General features: G+C 72.1%; 17 protein-coding genes. 10 read left to right on the top strand and 7 right to left on the bottom strand.

What is annotated here, in order from left to right; translation table 11 throughout:
* Positions 1–31 precede the first annotated feature (31 nt).
* On the bottom strand, positions 32–655 hold the full coding sequence (locus QH270_RS17460) for a TetR/AcrR family transcriptional regulator (protein WP_280343451.1): 624 nt from the start codon (positions 653–655) through the stop codon (positions 32–34).
* A 117-nt stretch (positions 656–772) separates the two neighbouring features.
* Between QH270_RS17460 and QH270_RS17455 the strand changes: the two genes are divergently transcribed.
* Complete coding sequence (locus QH270_RS17455; protein WP_280343449.1) at positions 773–1,837, top strand: NAD-dependent epimerase/dehydratase family protein; 1,065 nt, start codon at positions 773–775, stop codon at positions 1,835–1,837.
* 16 nt (positions 1,838–1,853) lie between these two features.
* Positions 1,854–2,084, top strand: coding sequence for a hypothetical protein (locus QH270_RS17450; RefSeq protein ID WP_280343447.1), 231 nt, complete (start codon positions 1,854–1,856; stop codon positions 2,082–2,084).
* Between the two features lie 3 nt (positions 2,085–2,087).
* Here the strand turns inward: QH270_RS17450 and QH270_RS17445 are convergent, their stop codons facing one another.
* The 5 genes from QH270_RS17445 to QH270_RS17425 form a co-directional block, all read right to left on the bottom strand.
* Positions 2,088–3,620, bottom strand: a complete 1,533-nt coding sequence (locus QH270_RS17445) for a polyamine aminopropyltransferase (protein ID WP_280343444.1) — start codon at positions 3,618–3,620, stop codon at positions 2,088–2,090.
* Positions 3,620–4,045: a DUF350 domain-containing protein gene (locus tag QH270_RS17440; protein ID WP_280343442.1), complete on the bottom strand. Its 426-nt coding sequence runs from the start codon at positions 4,043–4,045 to the stop codon at positions 3,620–3,622. The genes QH270_RS17445 and QH270_RS17440 overlap by 1 nt, the downstream gene beginning before the upstream one ends.
* A gap of 42 nt (positions 4,046–4,087) precedes the next feature.
* The gene (locus tag QH270_RS17435; protein ID WP_280343440.1) at positions 4,088–4,525 is read right to left on the bottom strand and encodes a DUF4247 domain-containing protein; all 438 of its coding nucleotides are present in this window, start codon (positions 4,523–4,525) and stop codon (positions 4,088–4,090) included.
* 119 nt (positions 4,526–4,644) lie between these two features.
* A complete protein-coding gene (locus QH270_RS17430; RefSeq protein WP_280343438.1) occupies positions 4,645–5,226 on the bottom strand; it encodes a class I SAM-dependent methyltransferase in 582 nt (193 codons plus the stop codon).
* Between the two features lie 64 nt (positions 5,227–5,290).
* Entirely contained in the window at positions 5,291–5,905 is a 615-nt protein-coding gene (locus tag QH270_RS17425) for an HAD family hydrolase (RefSeq protein ID WP_280343435.1), read from the bottom strand.
* A 431-nt stretch (positions 5,906–6,336) separates the two neighbouring features.
* On the opposite strand from QH270_RS17425, the gene rox reads away from it, so the two are divergent.
* Positions 6,337–7,758, top strand: a complete 1,422-nt coding sequence (gene rox, locus QH270_RS17420; protein ID WP_280343432.1) for a rifampin monooxygenase — start codon at positions 6,337–6,339, stop codon at positions 7,756–7,758.
* 4 nt (positions 7,759–7,762) lie between these two features.
* Here rox and QH270_RS17415 read toward each other — a convergent pair whose 3' ends face one another.
* Entirely contained in the window at positions 7,763–8,917 is a 1,155-nt protein-coding gene (locus tag QH270_RS17415; RefSeq protein WP_280343430.1) for an LLM class flavin-dependent oxidoreductase, read from the bottom strand.
* A 171-nt stretch (positions 8,918–9,088) separates the two neighbouring features.
* On the opposite strand from QH270_RS17415, the gene QH270_RS17410 reads away from it, so the two are divergent.
* The 7 genes from QH270_RS17410 to QH270_RS17380 all read left to right on the top strand — a co-directional run bounded on the left by QH270_RS17410 (position 9,089) and on the right by QH270_RS17380 (position 18,848).
* Complete coding sequence (locus QH270_RS17410) at positions 9,089–10,588, top strand: flavin-containing monooxygenase (protein WP_280343427.1); 1,500 nt, start codon at positions 9,089–9,091, stop codon at positions 10,586–10,588.
* A gap of 186 nt (positions 10,589–10,774) precedes the next feature.
* Positions 10,775–12,046: a hypothetical protein gene (locus QH270_RS17405; RefSeq protein ID WP_280343425.1), complete on the top strand. Its 1,272-nt coding sequence runs from the start codon at positions 10,775–10,777 to the stop codon at positions 12,044–12,046.
* Positions 12,043–13,011 carry a glutamate ABC transporter substrate-binding protein gene (locus tag QH270_RS17400; protein WP_280343422.1) on the top strand — a complete coding sequence of 323 codons (969 nt, stop codon included), beginning with the start codon at positions 12,043–12,045 and terminating at the stop codon, positions 13,009–13,011. Before QH270_RS17405 ends, QH270_RS17400 begins: the two co-directional genes overlap by 4 nt.
* Positions 13,008–14,180: a hypothetical protein gene (locus QH270_RS17395; RefSeq protein WP_280343419.1), complete on the top strand. Its 1,173-nt coding sequence runs from the start codon at positions 13,008–13,010 to the stop codon at positions 14,178–14,180. Before QH270_RS17400 ends, QH270_RS17395 begins: the two co-directional genes overlap by 4 nt.
* Complete coding sequence (locus QH270_RS17390) at positions 14,177–16,552, top strand: serine/threonine-protein kinase (protein ID WP_280343416.1); 2,376 nt, start codon at positions 14,177–14,179, stop codon at positions 16,550–16,552. Before QH270_RS17395 ends, QH270_RS17390 begins: the two co-directional genes overlap by 4 nt.
* On the top strand, positions 16,549–17,565 hold the full coding sequence (locus QH270_RS17385) for a PP2C family protein-serine/threonine phosphatase (protein WP_280343411.1): 1,017 nt from the start codon (positions 16,549–16,551) through the stop codon (positions 17,563–17,565). The genes QH270_RS17390 and QH270_RS17385 overlap by 4 nt, the downstream gene beginning before the upstream one ends.
* Positions 17,562–18,848: a vWA domain-containing protein gene (locus tag QH270_RS17380; protein WP_280343407.1), complete on the top strand. Its 1,287-nt coding sequence runs from the start codon at positions 17,562–17,564 to the stop codon at positions 18,846–18,848. The genes QH270_RS17385 and QH270_RS17380 overlap by 4 nt, the downstream gene beginning before the upstream one ends.
* Position 18,849 lies beyond the last annotated feature (1 nt).

Genomic DNA, 18,849 nt, shown 5'->3' with positions numbered 1-18,849 from the left:
CGCGCCGGGCAGAGCGAATTTCGCGCGCCCGTCAGGCGTCGCTGCCGCGCGGGGCGATCAGGTCGGCGAAGGACCGCATGATCGTGTCGACGAGGTCGGCGGTCGGAGTGCCCAGCTGGGCGCTGCGCTCGTCGAGTTTCCCGTCCAGCCACAGCGAGGCCAGCCCGTGCCCGAGGCCCCACCAGGCGATGGTGATGACATCGGCGCGGCCTGCGGGCAGTACCCCGGCCGCGATGGCGTCGGCGACCGTGTCGGCCAGCACCGCGAAGGCGGCGTCGCCGGCGACGTGCGCGTCGGGGTGCTTCTCGGAGTGCGACAGCTCGGGCCGGAACATGAGCCGGAACTGGGCCTGGTGGTCGCGTGAGAAGCGCACGTAGGTCTCGCCGAGCGCGGAGAGGGCGCCGAGCGGGGTGGTCGCGGCCGCCCTGGCCGCGGTGAGTTCGGCGGCGAGCTTCTGGAAACCGTCGACCGAGAGCGCCGAGAGCAGCGCGGCCCGGTCGGGGAAGTGGTGATACGGCGCCCCGCTGCTGACTCCGGCCTCCCTGGCCACCCGGCGCAGGCTCACCGCCGCGAGGCCCTCGGTCTCGATCAGGCGCAGGCAGGCGTCCATCAGGGTGGCCCGCAGGTCGCCGTGGTGGTAACTGGAGCGCTTCACCCTTGTGAGCGTAGGCGACCGGGTCGGGCGAATTGCCACTGGACATCAGATCTATGCGGTGTTTAGATTATTTGAGCACCGCTCAGATGGGGCGGGCCGCACCGATAGGTGAACACCATGACCACACGGGTACTTGTCACCGGCGCCACCGGATTCGTGGCCGGACACTGCATCGCCGACCTGCTCGAGCACGGGTACGCCGTCCGCGGCACCGTGCGTGACCTCGCCGCGCACGCCAGGCGCGCGCACCTGACCGAACTCGCCCGCCGCACCGGGGGCGAGCTGGAATTCGTCGCCGCCACCCTCGACGACGACGCGGGCTGGGCCGAGGCGGTGGCGGGCTGCGACGCCGTGCTGCACGTCGCCTCGCCCTTCCCGTCCACTCCGCCCGACGACGAGCGCGCCCTGATCGAACCCGCGGTCGAGGGCACCCTGCGGGTGCTGCGCGCCGCCGCCGCGGCCGGGGTCCGGCGGGTCGTGCTCACCTCCTCGGTGGCGGCGGTGGCCTACGGCCACGAGACGGACGAGGTGCGCACCGAGGCGGACTGGTCGGTGGTCGACCGGATCCCCGCGTACCAGAAGAGCAAGACCCTCGCCGAGCGCGCCGCGTGGGACTTCGTCGAATCGGTGCGCGGGACAAGTGGACTCGAACTGGTCGTGGTGAACCCGGGCATGGTGCTCGGCCCGCTGCTCGAGCCGACGACCAGCACCTCGCACGAACCGGTGCGCCGCCTGCTCGACCGGGACGTGCCCGGCTCGGTGCGGACCGGTTGGACCCCGGTCGATGTCCGTGACCTGGCCGTCGCGCACCGGCTGGCGATGGAGACCGCGGAGGCGGCGGGTCAGAGATACATTTGCGCGGCCGATCCGCTGTGGATGGGGGAGCTCGCGGCCCTGTTGGCGCGCGAATACGGCCCGCGCGGATTCCGGGTGCCGACCAGGGTGCTGCCGAACTGGCTGGTGCGGCTGGTCGCGGTGTTCGACAAGGGTGTGCGGCTGACCGTCCCGGTGCTCGGCCGCACCGAACGCGTGAGCGCCGACAAGGCGCGCCGCGAACTGGGCTGGACGATGCGCCCGATCGAGGAGACGGTGCGCGACACCGCCGACAGCCTCATCGCCTTCGGCATCGTCGGCACGCCCGGTGCCCGCCCCGCGGCACCCGCCGCGGCCGGAACCCGGTGAACAGGCGGGGGCAGCGATGCTGATCACCGCTCTCGTCCTCGCCCTGGCCGGCCTCGTCCGGCGTGGCCGCGGACGCCGTGCGAGCGCCGCCGAGCCGCGGTCGCCACGTCTGACCCGGGCCGTCACCGCGACGCGGCGTGGGGCGATCCGGCTCGTGCGGGAACCGGTGCCCGTGCTGTCGGGCGCCGTCGCCGTGTTCGGGCTCGCGCTCGTGGGCACCCATCTGCTGTGCGCGGGTGCGGCGTGAGGGCTAGCGCCATTCCTGGCGTTGCAGGTCCAGGATCACCGGCCGCATGAGGGTGGAGACCTCGGGGTCGACCGCCCGGCGATCGGGTGGGAACACCGTGGCCGCGGCGAGCGTGCGGTCGTCGAGGGAACGCAGCGGGCCGGGGGCGCGCAGGGCCGCGGCGGGCGGCTCCGGGGCGACGGCGGCCAGGATGTAGCCCCAGTCGCCGAAGCTCGGCACGTCGACGTGGTACGGCGTGGTCCGCAGTCCCGCCGCGCGCAGGGTGGCCTCGATCGTCCAGAACGAGCGCGGCGCGAAGAACGGCGACCCGGATTGCACCACCATCCGGGCGCCGGGCGCGAGGACGTTCGCCGTCATCGCGTAGAACTCCTGCGAGTACAGCTTGGCGACCGAGGTCTGGTCCGGGTCGGGCAGATCGACGACGATCGCGTCGAAAAGCCCTGGCGCGCCGCGCAACCAGGTGAACGCGTCGGCGGTGACCACCCGGACGCGGGGATCGTCGAAGGCCCCCTGGTTCAGGGCGGTGAGCCGCTCGTCGGTGCGGGCGAGCTCGATCATGGCCGGGTCGAGCTCCACCAGGGTCACCTCGGCGACGTCGGGGTAGCGCAGGATCTCGCGCAGCGCGAGGCCGTCGCCGCCGCCGAGGACCAGCACCGAGCGGTGCGGCCCGGCGAGCACCGGATGCACCAGCGCCTCGTGGTAGCGGTACTCGTCGATCGAGGAGAACTGCAGGCCGCCGTTGAGATAGAGCCTGGTATCGGTGGTGCCGAACGGCGAGAACGATTCGGTGAGCACGATCTGCTGGTACGGCGTGCGCGTCTGCCACACGATCGGATGGGCGAACAGCGCCTGCTGGGCGGTGGCCTCGAACCGGTCCGCGTAGACGTAGGTGCCGGTGAGCCCGCACGCGACGACCACGGTCGCCGCGATCAGCACCCGCCGCGCCGCGCGCGTCATCTGCGCGCGAAAGAAGAAGAACGCCAACGCCAGTCCGGCCACGGCGTTCACCACGCCGACCACGAGACTGCCGCGGATCTGCCCGAACACCGGCAGCAGCAGGAACGGGAAGGCCAGCCCGCCCAGCAGCGCGCCCACGTAGTCCGCCGCGAACAGGTCGGCGACCGCGCTGCTGGCCGACTGCTTGCGGATCTGCTGGAGCAATTCCATGAGCAGCGGGATCTCGGCGCCGACGAGCATGCCGATCACCGCCGCGGCGACGATGAGGGTGCCGGTGTAGACATTGAGCCAGGCGTAGCTGGCGTAGAGCAGCGCCACCGACAGCCCGCCGATCACGGCCAGCGCCAATTCCACCGCGACGAACGCGGCGGCGGCCCAGCGGCGCAACGGTTTCGCGGCCAGCGCGCCGATCCCCATCGCGCACACCATCACGCTCAGCGTGATCGAGGCCTGCGCCGCGGTGTCGCCGATCAGATAGCTGCCGAGGGTGACCAGCGACAGCTCGTACACCAGACCGCAAGCGGCGCAGACGAACACCGTCGCCAGCAGCGCCACCCTGGCCAGCCGGTGTACCGGCATCAGGTCAGGCCCGCGGCCACCACCAGCGCCACCGCGACGTGCGCCGAGGCCGTGACCCACACCGCGGGATGCGGTTCCGGATCGGCGACGACGGCCCGGAAATCACCGGGGGTGAGCGCGTCGAGCAGCACGAACGCCAGCGCCATCGCGGCCAACCCGATCACGCCGTAGACCGCGCTGGCCAGCAGGGCCTGCGCGATCTTGCCGTCGGAGGTCCAGATGGCGGTGGCCACGATCAGGCCGACGCCGAACAGGTTCGAGGCCAGCAGGATCGCGGCGTTGCGGTTGCGTTCGATCCAGATCTGGGCGCGCAGGTCGCCGGGGGTGAGCAGGTCGACGATGCCGAAACCGACGGCCATCAACACGATTCCCACCGCGGAAAAGGCGAGCGCGGCCCCCGCGTCCGCCGCCAGGTCGGCGAGCATGAGTGTCCTCCTGTGCTGTGTGAGGCGAAGGGCCTCGATGAACTACTTACCGCCGGAGTCGCTGCCGCCGCCGCGGTAGTCGCCCGCCGCGGAGCCGCTGTTCCAGCCGTAGGCGCTGGTGTGGGAGTGATGGCGGCGGGTGCCGTTGGCCCAGCTGTCGACGAGCACGAGCGAGCCGCCCGCGTGCGGGGACACCGCGACGAGGTCCTTGTCGAAGCGCAGGTAGTGACTGTCGCCGGTGTTGCGGCGATCGCGCGGATCGGTGGCCTTGGCGATGGCGGCGGCGACGACGGCCGGCGCGGCGGCCGCGGTGAAGGCGATGCCGTCGTTGGCCTGGTCGAGTTGCCTGGCCCGCTGGTACTTCTCGCTGACGAAGGCGCGCGGATCCTGGTCGCGGGTCACCGCGACGACGACGATCACGGCGATCAACGTGAGGACGAGGGCCACGGCGCCCGCGATGATCCACTTCTTCCGGTTCACCGCGCCACCCCGAAACCGGTGCGCCGCCGGACAGTCGGCGATGTACTGATGAGAAATCCTCCCCGTGCAAAAACTGGCCGGACTGTATCACCCGGCGCGCCGCACGAGAAACGGTGGCGTCAGCGCGGGCGCCGCCACACCAGCGTGTATCGCCACATCAGGCGGCGGTGGATGCGGGCTCCCGGCAGCAGTTCCGCCGCCACCGCGCGGATCTCCGACAGCGTCTCCTGCGGGTCCCGCACCGTGGCGGCGGGCCCACCGCGGCGGCCGCGGCGCCACCAGTCCAGGCCGCGGATCGCCGGCAGCAGGGGCAGGTAATGGATGTCGGTGAGCGGGTGCATCTTCCACAGCCCGACGACCGCGAGAGTGCCACCGGGGGCGACCAGGTGACGCAGGGCGGCGACGCCGTCGCGGATCGGGACGTGGTGCAGGGTGGCGACGGCGGTCACCATGTCGAAGGTGTCGTCGAGGTCGCGGAAGTCGGCCTTCTCGAGGTGCACGTTCGGCGCCGACGGCGCGGTGGCCAGGACGTTCTCGTCGATGTCGACGCCGAGGACGGCATCGCAGCGGGTGGCGAGCTTGCGGGCGAGCAGGCCGTCGCCGCAACCGATGTCGAGTGCGGTGCGGGCGTGGCCGGGCACCTGTTCGAGGATCCACGGGTGGTACTGCGTGTTGTGATTCCAATAGGGATCGGTCGACATGCCACGACAACGCGCGACCCGGCGCCGGGGTTCCGGAACCGCCGGGCGGGCGCGTTGTTCGCGATCAGCGGCGGGTGCGGGCGAATTCGGCCAGCCACGAAGGGAACTCGACGAGGTCGTCGAGGACGACGTCGGCGCCCGCGGCGCGCAGGCCGTCGGCGTCGTAGGGGCCGGTGGTCACGCCGACGGCGAACGCGTCCGCGGCCTTGGCGCCGCGCATGTCCCCGGCGTGGTCGCCGACGAAGACGTGCGCGGACTCGGCGCGCAGCACCTCGGCCTTGCCGGTGGACCACAGGTCGCCCGCGAGCCGGTCGACCTGCCAGCCGAAGTGGTCGACGTGCAGCCGCGCGTGCGGCTCGAATTTGCCGGTCACCACCAGCGCGCGGCCCCCGCCGGCCCGCACCGCGTCCAGAGCGGCGCTCGCGCCCGGCAGCGCGGGGATGCGCGCGACGACGGCGGGGTAGAGCTGGCGGTAGCGGGTGACCAGATGGGGGATGAGGTCGTCGGGTGCGCCCGCGTCGCCGAGCAGGGTGGCCAGTGGCGGGCCGAGGTGCGCCGCGAAGCGGCTGCCGACGATCGGCAGATCGAACTCCCCGGCGAGGGTGTCGATCGCGTGGCTGACACCTGGCCGGGAGTCGATCAGGGTCATGTCCAGGTCGAAGCCGACGGTGATGGTCACCCCGCGAGCGTATCGGCCCCGGTGGCGGCGGCCTGATTCACGTGGAACCCCGGCTGCACTCCATGCCGAAATCGGTTGCGGGAGAGGGATTGCGCGCCGCACGGCGTGCAACATCGCACGCGTTCCCCGAGGTATCAGGGTTTCGGTACGGCCCGTGCGCGGGCCTGTCCATCCGGCATTCCCCGGCTCGGGACCGGCGGAATCGACGGTAACGCGCATCGGATGCGCACTGGCATCGACTGCCATTTCGAGCGCAGCGGACAGCCGCTCGGCCGGCCACGGAAAAGGGCCGGACACGACAATGGCAAGGAGGGAAACCTCTCCTTGCCACTCTCAATGTATAGCGCACCCCCGCTCTTGCGGCAAGACCCCCGTGCTCGGGCACAATCGCCTGCCTGACGCTCTGACCTGCGCGAATGAATGGGGAACAAATGATCGACGTGCTTGTGGCCGGTGCCGGGCCGACCGGGGTGATGCTGGCCGCCGAGCTGCGGCTGCGGGGTGTGCGGGTGCTCGTCGTGGACCGGGACCCGGCTCCGACACCGGTCGTGCGGGCCATGGGCCTGCACGCGCGCAGTCTCGAGGTGCTCGACCAACGCGGCCTGGTGGATCGCTTCCTCGCCCTCGGCACCCCGCACCCGCTCGCCGGGTACTTCGCGGGGATCGTCGCCCGGCAGCCCGAGGGCCTCGACACCACCTTCCCGTACGTGCTCAGCCTTCCGCAGACCGTCACCGAGCGGCTGCTGACCGAGCACGCGCTCGACCTCGGCGTCGAGATCCGGCGGGCCACCGAACTGGTCGGGCTCGATCAGGACGCGCACGGCGTGACCGCCGAGCTGGCCGACGGCGCCACCCTGCGGGCGCGCTACCTGGTCGGTTGCGACGGTGGGCGCTCGACGGTGCGCAAGCTGCTCGGCATCGACTTCCCCGGGGAACCGAGCCGGGTCGACACGCTGCTGGGCGAGATGCGGGTCACCGCCTCGCCGGAAACCCTGGCCGCGGTCAACAGCGAAGTCCGCAAGACCCAGCTGCGCTTCGGGGTGGCGCCGATCGGCGACGGCGTGCACCGGGTCGTCGTGCCCGCCGCCGGGGTCGCCGAGGATCGCGGGGCGCCCACCTTCGAGGAGGTCAAACGGCAGCTGGTCGCCACGGCGGGCACCGACCTCGGTGTGCATTCGCCGCGCTGGCTGTCGCGTTTCGGCGATGCCACCCGGCTGGCGGCGCGGTACCGGAGCGGCCGGATCCTGCTGGCAGGCGATGCCGCCCACATCCATCCGCCGATGGGCGGGCAGGGTCTGAACCTCGGCATCCAGGACGCGGTGAACCTGGGCTGGAAGCTGGCCGCCGAGATCGCCGGCTGGGCGCCGGCCGGGCTCCTGGACAGCTACGAGGCCGAACGCAGGCCGGTCGCCGCCGATGTCCTGGACAACACGCGCGCGCAGATGGAACTCGTCTCCCTCGAACCCGGTCCGCGGGCCACCCGCCGTCTGCTCACCGAGCTGATGGCGTTCGAGGAGGTCAACCGGTATCTGATCGAGAAGATCATCGCGATCGCCGTCCGCTACGACCTGGGCGACGGGCATCCGCTGCTCGGTCGTCGGCTGCGCGATCGGCCGGTCCTCGGCGGGCGCCTGTACGAGCGGATGCACGCGGGACGCGGGCTGTTGCTCGACCGCACCGGCGCGCTGTCGGTCGACGGCTGGACCGATCTCGTGGACGCGGTCGTCGACTCCGAGGTCGACCTCGATGTGCCCGCCGTGCTGTTGCGACCCGACGGACACGTCGCGTGGGTGGGTGCCGACCAGCGGGATCTGCGGGACCACCTGTCCCGCTGGTTCGGCGCGGCGGGCTGAACCCTCAGCTGCTGGCCGCCGCGGTGAACGGCGTCACCACCGGCGCCGCGGCGGGCCGCGACGGATGCCGCCACACGCCCTTGCGCTCCAGGATCGGCAGAACGCCCTCGCCGAACCAGTAGGCCTCTTCGAGGTGCGGGTAGCCCGACAGGATGAAGTGGTCGATGCCGAGCGCGGCGTACTCGAGCAGCCGCTCGGCCACTTCGGCGTGCGAACCCACCAGCGCCGTCCCGGCCCCGCCACGCACCAGTCCGACACCGGCCCACAGGTTGGGCGCGATCTCGAGGCCGTCGGTGCGGCCCTCGTGCAGCCGGGCCATCCGGCGCTGGCCCTCGGACTCGCTCTGGGCGAGGCTGGCCTGCACCCGGGCGATCTCGCCGGGCGCGATGCCTGCCAGCAGCCGGTCGGCCTCGGCCCACGCCTCGGCGGCGGTGTCGCGGCTGATCACATGGATGCGCAGGCCGAAGTCCACGGTGCGGCCCTCTAGCGCGGCGAGCCCGCGGATCCAGTCGAGCTTCTTCGCGACCGCGTCGAGGGGTTCGCCCCAGGTCAGATAGGTGTCGGCATAGCGGGCGGCCACCGGACCGGCCGGACCGGAGGAACCGCCGAAGAACACCGGCGGGATCGGATCCGGCCGCGCGCTCAGCAGCGCGTCGCGCACCCGCAGGTGCTCGCCGGTGAAGCTGAACGGCTCGGTGGAACGCCACAGCTCGCGCACGATGTGCAGGAACTCGCCCGTCCTGGCGTAGCGCTCGGCCTTGTCGAGGAAGTCGCCGTAGGCCTGCTGTTCGCGCGGCTCCCCGCCGGTGACGACGTTGAGCAGCAACCGGCCGCCCGAATGGCGCTGGAAGGTCGCCGCCATCTGCGCGGCCAGGGTCGGGCTGGTCAGGCCGGGTCGTAGCGCCACCAGGAACTTCAGCGTCTCGCTGGTCTGCACCAGCATGGCCGTGGTCAGCCAGGCGTCCTCGCACCACGCGCCGGTCGGGGTCAGCACACCCTCGAAACCGTTGTCCTCGGCCGCGGCGGTCAGCTGGTTCAGGTAACGCAGCGTGGCCGGGCGATCGCCGGACATGAAACTGCCGTGGCCGCCCGCGACCAGCCCCCGCGAATCGCCGTAGGTGGGCAGGAACCAGTGGAACGACAGTGTTTGCTCGGTCATGCCACTGATGCTGACCGGCGGGCCCGGCCCCGTCACGGATTCTGATCACCGTGCGCGCAACTCCGGCACGTCGCGCCAAACTAGACGTAACCATGCGAAACACGTAACCTCGAAGCAGGCTCGGGCGACGATGCCCGGGCGGCGACGACCCTCACGAAACGAGTTTCCTCAATGACGCGGCATGTCGACGTACTGATCATCGGCGCTGGCCTGTCCGGAATCGGCACGGCCTGTCACCTGACTCGCGAGCAGACCGGACGCAGCTACGCGATCCTCGAGCGCCGGGAGAACATCGGCGGCACCTGGGATCTGTTCAAGTACCCCGGCATCCGCTCCGACTCGGACATGCTCACCTTCGGCTTCGGGTTCCGGCCCTGGATCGGCACCAAGGTGCTCGCCGACGGCGCCAGCATCCGGCAGTACGTCGAGGACACCGCCAAGGAATACGGCGTCACCGACCACATCAACTTCGGTCGCAAGGTCGTCCACCTGAACTTCGACCGGTCCCGCGCGCAGTGGACCGTCGAGGCGCTGATCGAGGCGACCGGCGAGACCGAGACCTGGACCGCCGACTTCGTCGTCGGCGCCAGCGGCTACTACAACTACGACAAGGGCTACCGCCCCGAGTTCCCCGGTGAGGCCGACTTCACGGGGCAGATCGTGCACCCGCAGCACTGGCCCGAGGACCTGGACTACACGGGCAAGAAGGTCGTCGTCATCGGCTCCGGCGCCACCGCGATCACGCTGATCCCGTCCATGGCCGACAAGGCCGCGCACGTCACCATGCTGCAGCGCTCGCCCACCTGGATCCAGGCGCTGCCGTCGGACGACCCGGTCGCGATCGGCTTCAAGAAGACCCGCGTGCCCGACGCGATCGCCTACAAGATCGGCCGCGCCCGCAACATCGCGCTGCAGCGCGCCAGCTTCCAGCTCTCGCGCACCAACCCCGAGCTGGCCAAGAAGCTGATGCTGGCGCAGGTGCGCCTGCAGCTGGGCAACAAGGTCGACCTGCGCCACTTCACCCCGTCCTACAACCCGTGGGACCAGCGGCTGTGCGTGGTGCCCAACGGCGACCTGTTCAAGGTGCTCAAGTCCGGCAAGGCCGACATCGTCACCGACCGGATCGCGAAGTTCACCGAGAAGGGCATCCTGACCGAGTCGGGGCAGGAGCTCGAGGCCGACATCATCGTCACCGCCACCGGTCTCAACGTCCAGATCCTGGGCGGGGCGACCATGAGCATCGACGACGAGCCGGTGAAGATGAACGAGACGGTCGCCTACAAGAGCGTCCTGTACTCCGACATCCCGAACTTCCTGATGATCATCGGCTACACCAACGCCTCGTGGACGTTGAAGGCCGACCTCGCCGCCGCCTACCTGTGCCGCGTCCTCAACATCATGCGCGACCGCGGCTACACCACCTTCGAGGTGCACGCCAACCCCGAGGACATCGCCGAGGAGTCGCTGATGGGTGGCGCGCTCACCTCCGGCTACATCCAGCGCGGCAACGGCGAAATGCCTCGTCAGGGTGCGCGCGGCGCCTGGAAACTGGTCAACAACTACTACCGCGACCGCACACTGATGCACAAGGCGCCCATCGAGGACGGCGTCCTGCGCTTCAGCAAGGTCGGCACCGCCGTCGAGCCCGCCGAAAAGGTCGCCAACGCCTGATCAGGGGCATCACGCGACGCGGACGGGGTCCGTCACACCACCGGGTGTGACGGACCCCGTCCGTTCGTCCGGTCCGCGGCGCCCGAACCGGTTGCGCGCGGCCGCTTCTGGTACCCGGGCGAATTCTCAGCGCCTCCCGTACTATCGCGATCGAAGACACCGCCCGGGGAGACGAAGGAGGACGGTGTGGGATCTCGCCTACCGGCGACCATCCGAGACGCGGGGATGTGGGTGCGGCGTTTCGCCGCGACGACACCGGGTGTGATCGCGGTGGTCCTCGTCGTGACCACGGTGGCCTGTCTGATCGCCGGATCGACCGCGGGCCAGCAGCTCGGCGCGAAGATCACGCGTGCGGACCAGGTCCTGGACCGCACCGAGCCACTGGCCTTCGCCGCCCAGAGCCTGTACGTGTCGCTCTCGGCCGCCGACGCCGGCGCGGCGACCGCCTTCCTGTCCGGCGGCGTCGAATCACCGCAGGTCCGTGACTCCTACGAGCAGGCACTCGCCGACGCCGCCGCCGCGCTGGCCGAGGCGACAGCGGGCGCCACCGACGCCCGGTCCAGGGCCATCGTCGCGCGCATCGCCGCGGATCTGCCGACCTACACCGGCCTGGTGGAGACCGCGCGCGCCAACAACCGGCAGGGCTTCCCGGTGGGTTCGGCCTATCTGCGCCAGGCCTCGGACCTGATGCAGACCTCGTTGCTGCCCCAGGCCGAGCAGCTCAACCAGGCCCGCTTCGCCGCCGTCCGCGAGGACCAGCGCCGCATCGGCGCGCTGCCGATGACCACGATCGTGCTCCTGCTGCTGGTGCTGCTCGCCTGCGCGGTCGGCTCGGTGCTGTTGCTGCGCCGCACCAATCGGCTCGTCAACGCCGGGGTGGCGCTGGCCGCGGCGGCCGCCCTGCTGGCCATCGTGTGGTCGGCAGGCGCGACGCTCACCGCCGCCCAGTTGCTCGACACCGGCGACGCGGGAGCCGGTGCGCGCGTGGAGAATCTGGCCGGCGCGCGCATCCTGGCCCAGCAGGCCCGCACCGACGAGACGCTGGCGCTGATCACCCGCGGCGACATCACCGCCCCCGAGGCGGCCTTCCAGACCCACACCGTCGACCTGGAGAAGCGCCTCGCCGCCGCGGGCGCCGCTGACTCGGAAGCCGCCAGGGCGCTGACGAATTGGACCGCGGGCCACAACGCCCAGCGCACCGCCTACGAGAAGGCCGACTACGCCGGCGCCGTCACCCAGGCCATCGGCACCGCTCCCGACAGCTCGGCCACCAGCTTCGCCCGCCTCGATCACGAACTGCGCGACGCGCTCGCCCAGGCGCGGGCCGACCTGCGCGACGGCGTCGACGCCGCGGGCGACACCTTCACGCTGAGCCCCTTCGGCACCCTGCTCCTGCTGCTGGCCGCCGCCGGTGCGGTGGTCACCGGCCTGTGGCCTCGAATCAAGGAATTCCTATGAGAACCAGGCGTCCCCTGTTGGTGGCCGTGGCCGCGGCGTTCGTCCTGGTGGCCGGGTGCGGAGACGCGCCGGAGCCGTCGAACATCGCCGCCACCGCGGTCGCGCCGCCACTGCCCGGCGCCGAGGCGATCACCAGCGCGCCCACCGCCGAGGGCACCGGAACCTGCGACACCGAGGCGACCCTGGCACCCACCTCGCAGCCGAGTCCCGGCGCGATGCCGGCCGGGTCGTCGATGGCGGCCATCGTCGCCAACGGCCGGTTGCGGGTCGGCGTGGATCAGAACACCTACATGTTCGGCTTCCGCAACCCGTCGACCGGACGGTTGGAGGGCTTCGACATCGACCTGGCCCGTGAGATCGCGCGTGACCTGTTCGGTGATCCGAACAAGATCGAACTGCGCTCCGTCTCCGCCGCCGACCGGATCCCGCTGCTGCAGGAGAAGAAGGTCGACATGATCGTGCGGACCTTCTCCGCCACCTGCGAACGGCGCCGCGACGTCGACTTCTCCGGCGTCTATTACCGGGCGGCGCAACGCATCGCGGCACCGAAGGGTTCGGGCATCACCGACGCCGCCGGGCTGGCGGGCAAGCGGGTGTGCTTCACCAAGGGCACCACGGCCGCCGCACCGCTGTTCGCGCTGCCGACGGTACCCACCGTGTTCGGCGTGACCAACTGGACCGATTGCCTGGTCGCCCTGCAGCAGGGCACGGTCGACGCGATCAGCGGCGACGAGCCGATCCTGGCCGGCCTGGTCGCCCAGGACCGCAACCTCGAGCTGGTCGGCGAATCGATCGGCGCGGGCGCGTACGCGGTCGGGGTACCCAAGGGCAGCGATGACCTGGTCCGGTTCGTCAACGGCGTGCTGGATCGGATGCGGACCGACGGTTCGTGGCAGCGGATCTACCAGCAGCACCTGTCGACCCTCGGCCCGCCGGTGATGCCGGTGCCCCGGTACGTCGGATGACCTCGCCGATGCTCGGCCTCGCCGAGCTCGATCGCGAACTCGCCACGCGCACGGCGGAACTGGCCACCGTGACCACCACCCTGCTCGAGCTGGACCGGCACCCCGGCCTCGCCCTGGTCCGCCGGTATCCGCCCACGGGGGAGACCGCGCGCCGGTGGACGCCGGTGCAGACCGCGCTTGGGGAACTGTGGGAGGACCTGGGCCGGGTGCGCGCCATCCTGTCCGAGGCCGAGTCGGTGCGTGGCGGCAGGGCGCGCGTCGACGACCGCGCCCGCGCGCGCCTGACCGAGCTGCTGCGCGGCCGCCCGCACGAGATCGCCAGGATTGCGATCCCGCTGTCCGAGCGCGGACTCACCGGTCCGGGGGAGACCATCGTGACCGTCGGCATCGCAGACTCGCTGGACCGGATGCGGGCGGCGTTCGCCTTCGTCGCCCCGTTCGCCGACGAGGTCGCGGCCGTGGACCGGCGGGTGCTCGGCGCGCTGGCGCCCCTGCAACAGCGGATCGAGCAGGCCCGTGGCGCGCTCGACGCCGCCGCCGAGCCGGTGGCGACACTGCTGCGCCGCGCGGGCACCGATCCACTCGGCTTCGCCGAGGGCGAGATCGAGACGGCGCTCGCCGCCGTCACGGCCCTGATCGAGACCGAGACCGCCCGGCACGCCGACCATCTCGCGATCGCGGCCGATCTGCCCGGCGCCGTCGACGCACTGCGCCGCAGGCTGCGCGAGGTCACCGAACTCCAGCGCGACGCCGACGTCACCGCGGCACAGGCCGCGCACAAGATCATCACGGGCGCCCTGCCCGACGGCGGTGAACCGGCGCAGCGGCTGCGCGCCGAACTCGACACCCTCGGCGCCGAACCGACCAGGCCGACCGTCGAACACCTGCTCGCCCTGCGCGCCAGGGCCGCGACGGCGGCCGAGACCGCCACGCGGCGGGCGGAATTGGCGCGCGGACTGCTCGACCGGCGCGCCGAGTTGCGGGGCAGGCTCACCTCCTACCGGGCCAAGGCCTCGCGGCTGGGCGTGAGCGAGGACCGCGACGTCCTGGCCGCCGACCGCATCGCCGCGGGCCTGCTCAGCCGCACACCATGCGATCTGGCCGCGGTCACCCGGGCGGTCGCCGACTATCGTTCGATCATCGGGGAGAAAGCGGGGCGGACAGCATGATCTGTAGTGAACCGGGGTGCGGCGGCGCCGTCGAGGACGGTTACTGCGCCGTCTGCGGCACCGCGCCCGTGGTGGCCGCGCCCGCCGGTGGGCGCTCGGCGCGGACCACGGCGCAACCGCGCAACGGCGCTCCACCGCCGCCACCCCCGGCGCCGGGCGTCTGCGCCGAACCGGGCTGCGGCGGAACGATCGTCGACGGTTACTGCGAGACCTGCGGCACCGCGCCCACCGCGACGGCGGTCTACAGCCCGTCCGCGCCGACCATCAGCGCCAGCGGACGCACCTCGAGCCGCTCGGTGCGCACCCACCGCTCCGGATCGACCCGCTCGGCCGCTCGCGGGCGCCTCGGTGCCGGGCTCGTCGAGGTGCCGCCGGTCCCGCGCGTCGACCCGGCCACCGCGGTCCTCGCCGACCCGCAGGTCCCCGAAGCCGACCGCTACTGCGGCAAGTGCGACAAGCCCGTCGGGCGCAGCCACGACGGCGTCCCCGGCCGCACGGCGGGTTTCTGCCCGCACTGTGGCACCCGCTATTCGTTCGTGCCGCGCCTGCGGGCGGGCGAGCTCGTCGGCGGGCAGTACGAGGTGGCGGGCGCGCTGGCGCACGGCGGCCTCGGCTGGATCTATCTGGCCACCGACCAGCGGGTCAACAAGCGCTGGGTGGTGCTCAAGGGCCTCATCGACACCGGCGACAGCGACGCGCAGGCGGCCGCGCTGGCCGAGCGGCGCTTCCTCGCCGAGGTCGACCACCCCAACATCGTCAAGATCCACAACTTCACCGAGCACGCCGACGCCGACGGTGAGCCGGTCGGCTACATCGTGATGGCCTATGTCGGTGGCACCTCGCTCAAGCAGATCCTGCGCAAGCACCGCGCCGAGACCAAGACCTATCTGCCGCCCGCCCAGGCCATCGCCTACGTGCTCGAGATGCTGCCCGCGCTGGGCTACCTGCACGCGCGCGGCTGGGCGTACTGCGATTTCAAGCCCGACAACGTGATGCAGACCGAGGAACGGCTCGAACTCATCGACCTCGGCGCGGTCATCTCGATGGACGACCGCACCAGCCCGATCTACGGGACCCTGGGCTACCAGGCGCCCGAGATCGCCGAGACCGGCCCCACCGTGGCCACCGAGGTCTACACCGCGGGCCGCACCCTGGCGGTGCTGATGATGCGGCTGGCCACGGTCGACGGCAAGCTCGGCCCGCTGCCCACGCCCGAGGCCGAACCCCTCCTCGCCCAGCACGATTCGCTGCACCGATTCCTGCTGCGCGCCACCGACGCCGACCCGCTGGCCCGGTTCGGCTCCATGTCGGAGATGGCCGACCAGCTCACCGGCGTGCTGCGGGAAGTGCTCGCCACCGAAGACGGCCGCCCGCGCCCCGGCATGTCGAGTTCGTTCGGCCCGGCGCGCGCCGTCTTCGGGATAGACAGCGCCACACCCGAACCCGCCGCGCTGATCGCCGGGTTGCCCGCGCCGCTGGTCGACCCGGGTGACAGCGGCGCCGCGCTGCTGGCCACCACCGACGCGGCCACGCCCGCCGAACTGGAGGAGGCGCTCACCGCCGGTCTGCGCGCGGTGGTCACGGGCTCCGGGGAATCGGTGGAGATCCCGCTGCGGCTGGTCCGCGCCGAACTCGAGGCGGGCGCCGCCGAGGCGGCGCTGGCGCGCCTGGACGCGCTGGCCGAGGAGCTGGCCTACGACTGGCGCCGGGTCTGGTACCGCGCCCAGGCCGCGCTGCTCACCGGCGAATACGCCGACGCCGCCGCCGATTTCGAGGCCGTGTACGACGCGCTGCCCGGCGAACCAGCGCCCAAGCTCGCGCTGGCGGCCGCACTGGAACTCGGCGCGGCCGATGACATCGCGCGCCGGCGCGCGCTCGCGCTCTACGAGCTGGTGTGGCGCACCGACCACACCTATCTCTCGGCCGCCTTCGGCGCTGCCCGGCTGCGGCGCGCGGCCGACGACCGCCCCGGCGCGGTCGCGGTGCTCGACCAGGTGGAGCGCACCTCGTCGATGTACACCGAGGCCAGGGTCTCGGCGGTGGAAACCCTGCTGGCGCGCCGCGATCCGGCCCAACTCGACGAGGCCCTGCTGCGCGAGGCCGGCGCGCGGGTCGAACGGCTCACCCTGGACTCGCGCACGCGCACCGCGCAGGTGCGCATGCACGTGCTCGAGGCGGCGCTGAGCTGGATCCGGTCGGGACAGCGACCAGGTACGCCAGGCAAGCTGTTGGATGTGGAATTCACCGAGCAGGGAGTGCGGACGGGGTTGGAACGATGCTTGCGGACATTGGCGCGCGAAGCCGAGGACATGTGGACCCGCTTCGTGCTGGTGGATCAGGCGAACGCGGTGCGCCCGAGGACCACTCTGTGACCGCGCCGGGATGTGCCGACTGCGGGCGCTCGGGCCGGGCCGGGCACCGCTACTGCGAGGGGTGCGGGCGTGAGCTCGGCGTGCGCAAGGTCGCGCTGCCGATCCACGATCCCGCGGCGGCACCGCAGTGCTCGACCTGCGGCGAACGCCGCTACGAGGGCGGCTTCTGCGCACAGTGCGGCAGCCCCAAGCCCGTTCCGGACCGGTTCGAGGACGATCTCGGCTCGGTCTATGTCCTCACCGACCGCGGCATCAGCCACTCCCGCAACGAGGACGCCGTCGCGGCGGCGGTGCGCGAGGGCGACGGCACCCGCGTGATCGTCGTCAGCGACGGCGTGTCCACCTCCCAGGATCCCCAGGCGGCCTCCGGCACCGCGGCGCGCGCCGGTGTCGACGCGGCGCTGGCCGCCCTCGCCGACGGACTGTCGGCCCAGGACGCGGCGATGGCGGCGATGGCGACGGCCACCGCGGCGGTGCGCGGGATGTCGCGCTCGCCCGAGTACGCGCCGTCGTGCACCTACGTCTCGGCGATCGTGCGCCAGACGGCGGAGGGCACCGAGATCACGGTCGCCAATGTCGGTGACAGCCGCGCATTCTGGCTCGCGGCGGGCGACCCGACGGCCTCGCGCCGGCTCAGCGTCGACGACTCGTGGGCCCAGGCCCTCGTCGACGCGGGCGCCCTCGACGCGGAGGCCGCCATGCGCGACCCGCGCGCACACACCCTGCTGCGCTGGCTCGGCGCCGACGGCGGCGAGGCGCCGTGGTCGGCGAATTGCCTGCAGCGCATGGTCGTCACCGAGCCCGGCACCCTGCTGCTGTGCAGTGACGGGCTGTGGAACTACCTGCCCGAGGCCGTCGCCCTCGCCGGTTTCACCGTCGAGACCTCTCCGCAGGCCGCCGCCCGCGCGCTGGCCGACTTCGCGTTGAACAGCGGCGGCAGCGACAACATCACGGTCGCGCTGGCCCCGGTGCCCGCGCCCGTCGCCGTACCGCACGATCCAGGAGTGTCATGAGTTCCGCTGAGACCGCAGGTATCTCGATCGCCGTCGACCAGAACGAGTTCCTCGCCGAGGGCGCGAGCGTGGTCGACGCGGTGCTCACGGTGGCCACCGGACCGGAACTGGCCGTCGTCGCCGCCCCGCCGCCCCGGCTCGAGATCCTGATCATCGACTGCTCGGGCTCGATGGGGAACAAGCGCAAGTTCGAGAACGCGCGCAACGCCACCCGCACCGCGCTCGACGAGATCCCCGACGGCACCGCCTTCGCGATCATCGAGGGCACCGAGCAGGCGCGGATGATCTTCCCGACCGACGCCATGTCGGCGCCGGCGAACCACACCAGCCGCACCGCGGCCCGGCGCGCGCTGGACCGGCTGCGCCCCGACGGCGGCACCGCCATGGGTACCTGGCTCGCGCTGGCCCGCCAGGTCGCCGTCGCCCACCCGGGCACGCAGGCCCACGCCATCCTGCTCACCGACGGCAAGAACGAGCACGAGACGCCCGAGCAGTTCGCCACCGAACTCGACCGCGCCGAAGGGCTTTTCGTCTGCGACTGCCGCGGCGTCGGCGACGACTGGATGCCCGCCGATCTGCACAAGATCTCGGCGAAGCTGTCCGGGGACGCCGACATCGTGGCCGACCCCAAGGACCTGGCCGCCGATTTCGCCGCCATGATGCGGTCCTCGGCGGCCAGGGTGATCCCCGAGCTGACGTTGAAGGTGTGGACCCCGGCCGGCGCGAAGGTGCGGATGGTCAAGCAGGTCGCGCCCGTGCTCGAGGACCTCACCGGCCGCCGTGTCGACGCGGGCCCGCAGGTGGGGGAGTACCCGCTGTCGTCCTGGGCCGCCGAGGAGCGCGAGTACCACCTGCAGATCGAACTGGAACCGGCCGCACCCGGCCGGGAGAAGCTGGCCGCGCGGTTGAGCGTGCTGGCCGGCGACGAGGTGCTCGGCCAGGGCCTGGTGCGCGCGGTGTGGACCACCGACACCTCGCTGTCGACCCGCATCAGCACCCGCGTCGCCCACTACACCGGGCAGGTGGAACTCGCGCAGGCCGTCCAGGAGGGTCTGGCGGCGCGGCGCAACGGTGACCTCGACACCGCCACCGCCAAGTTGCGCCGCGCGGTCGAGCTGGCGGCGGCCTCCGGCCACGAGTCCACCGCCAAGCTGCTGCGCGGCGTGGTGGAGGTCGACGACCGCGACGGCACCGTGAAGCTGCGCGGTGAGGTCTCCGCCGCCGACGAGCTGGCCCTCGACATCCGCTCGACCAAGACGGCGCGGGTACGGAAGGAGCACTGAC

It is taken from the genome of Nocardia neocaledoniensis (genome assembly GCF_029868625.1).
GTDB lineage: Bacteria > Actinomycetota > Actinomycetes > Mycobacteriales > Mycobacteriaceae > Nocardia > Nocardia neocaledoniensis_A.
This window is presented reverse-complemented; position numbering and strand designations above follow the sequence as displayed.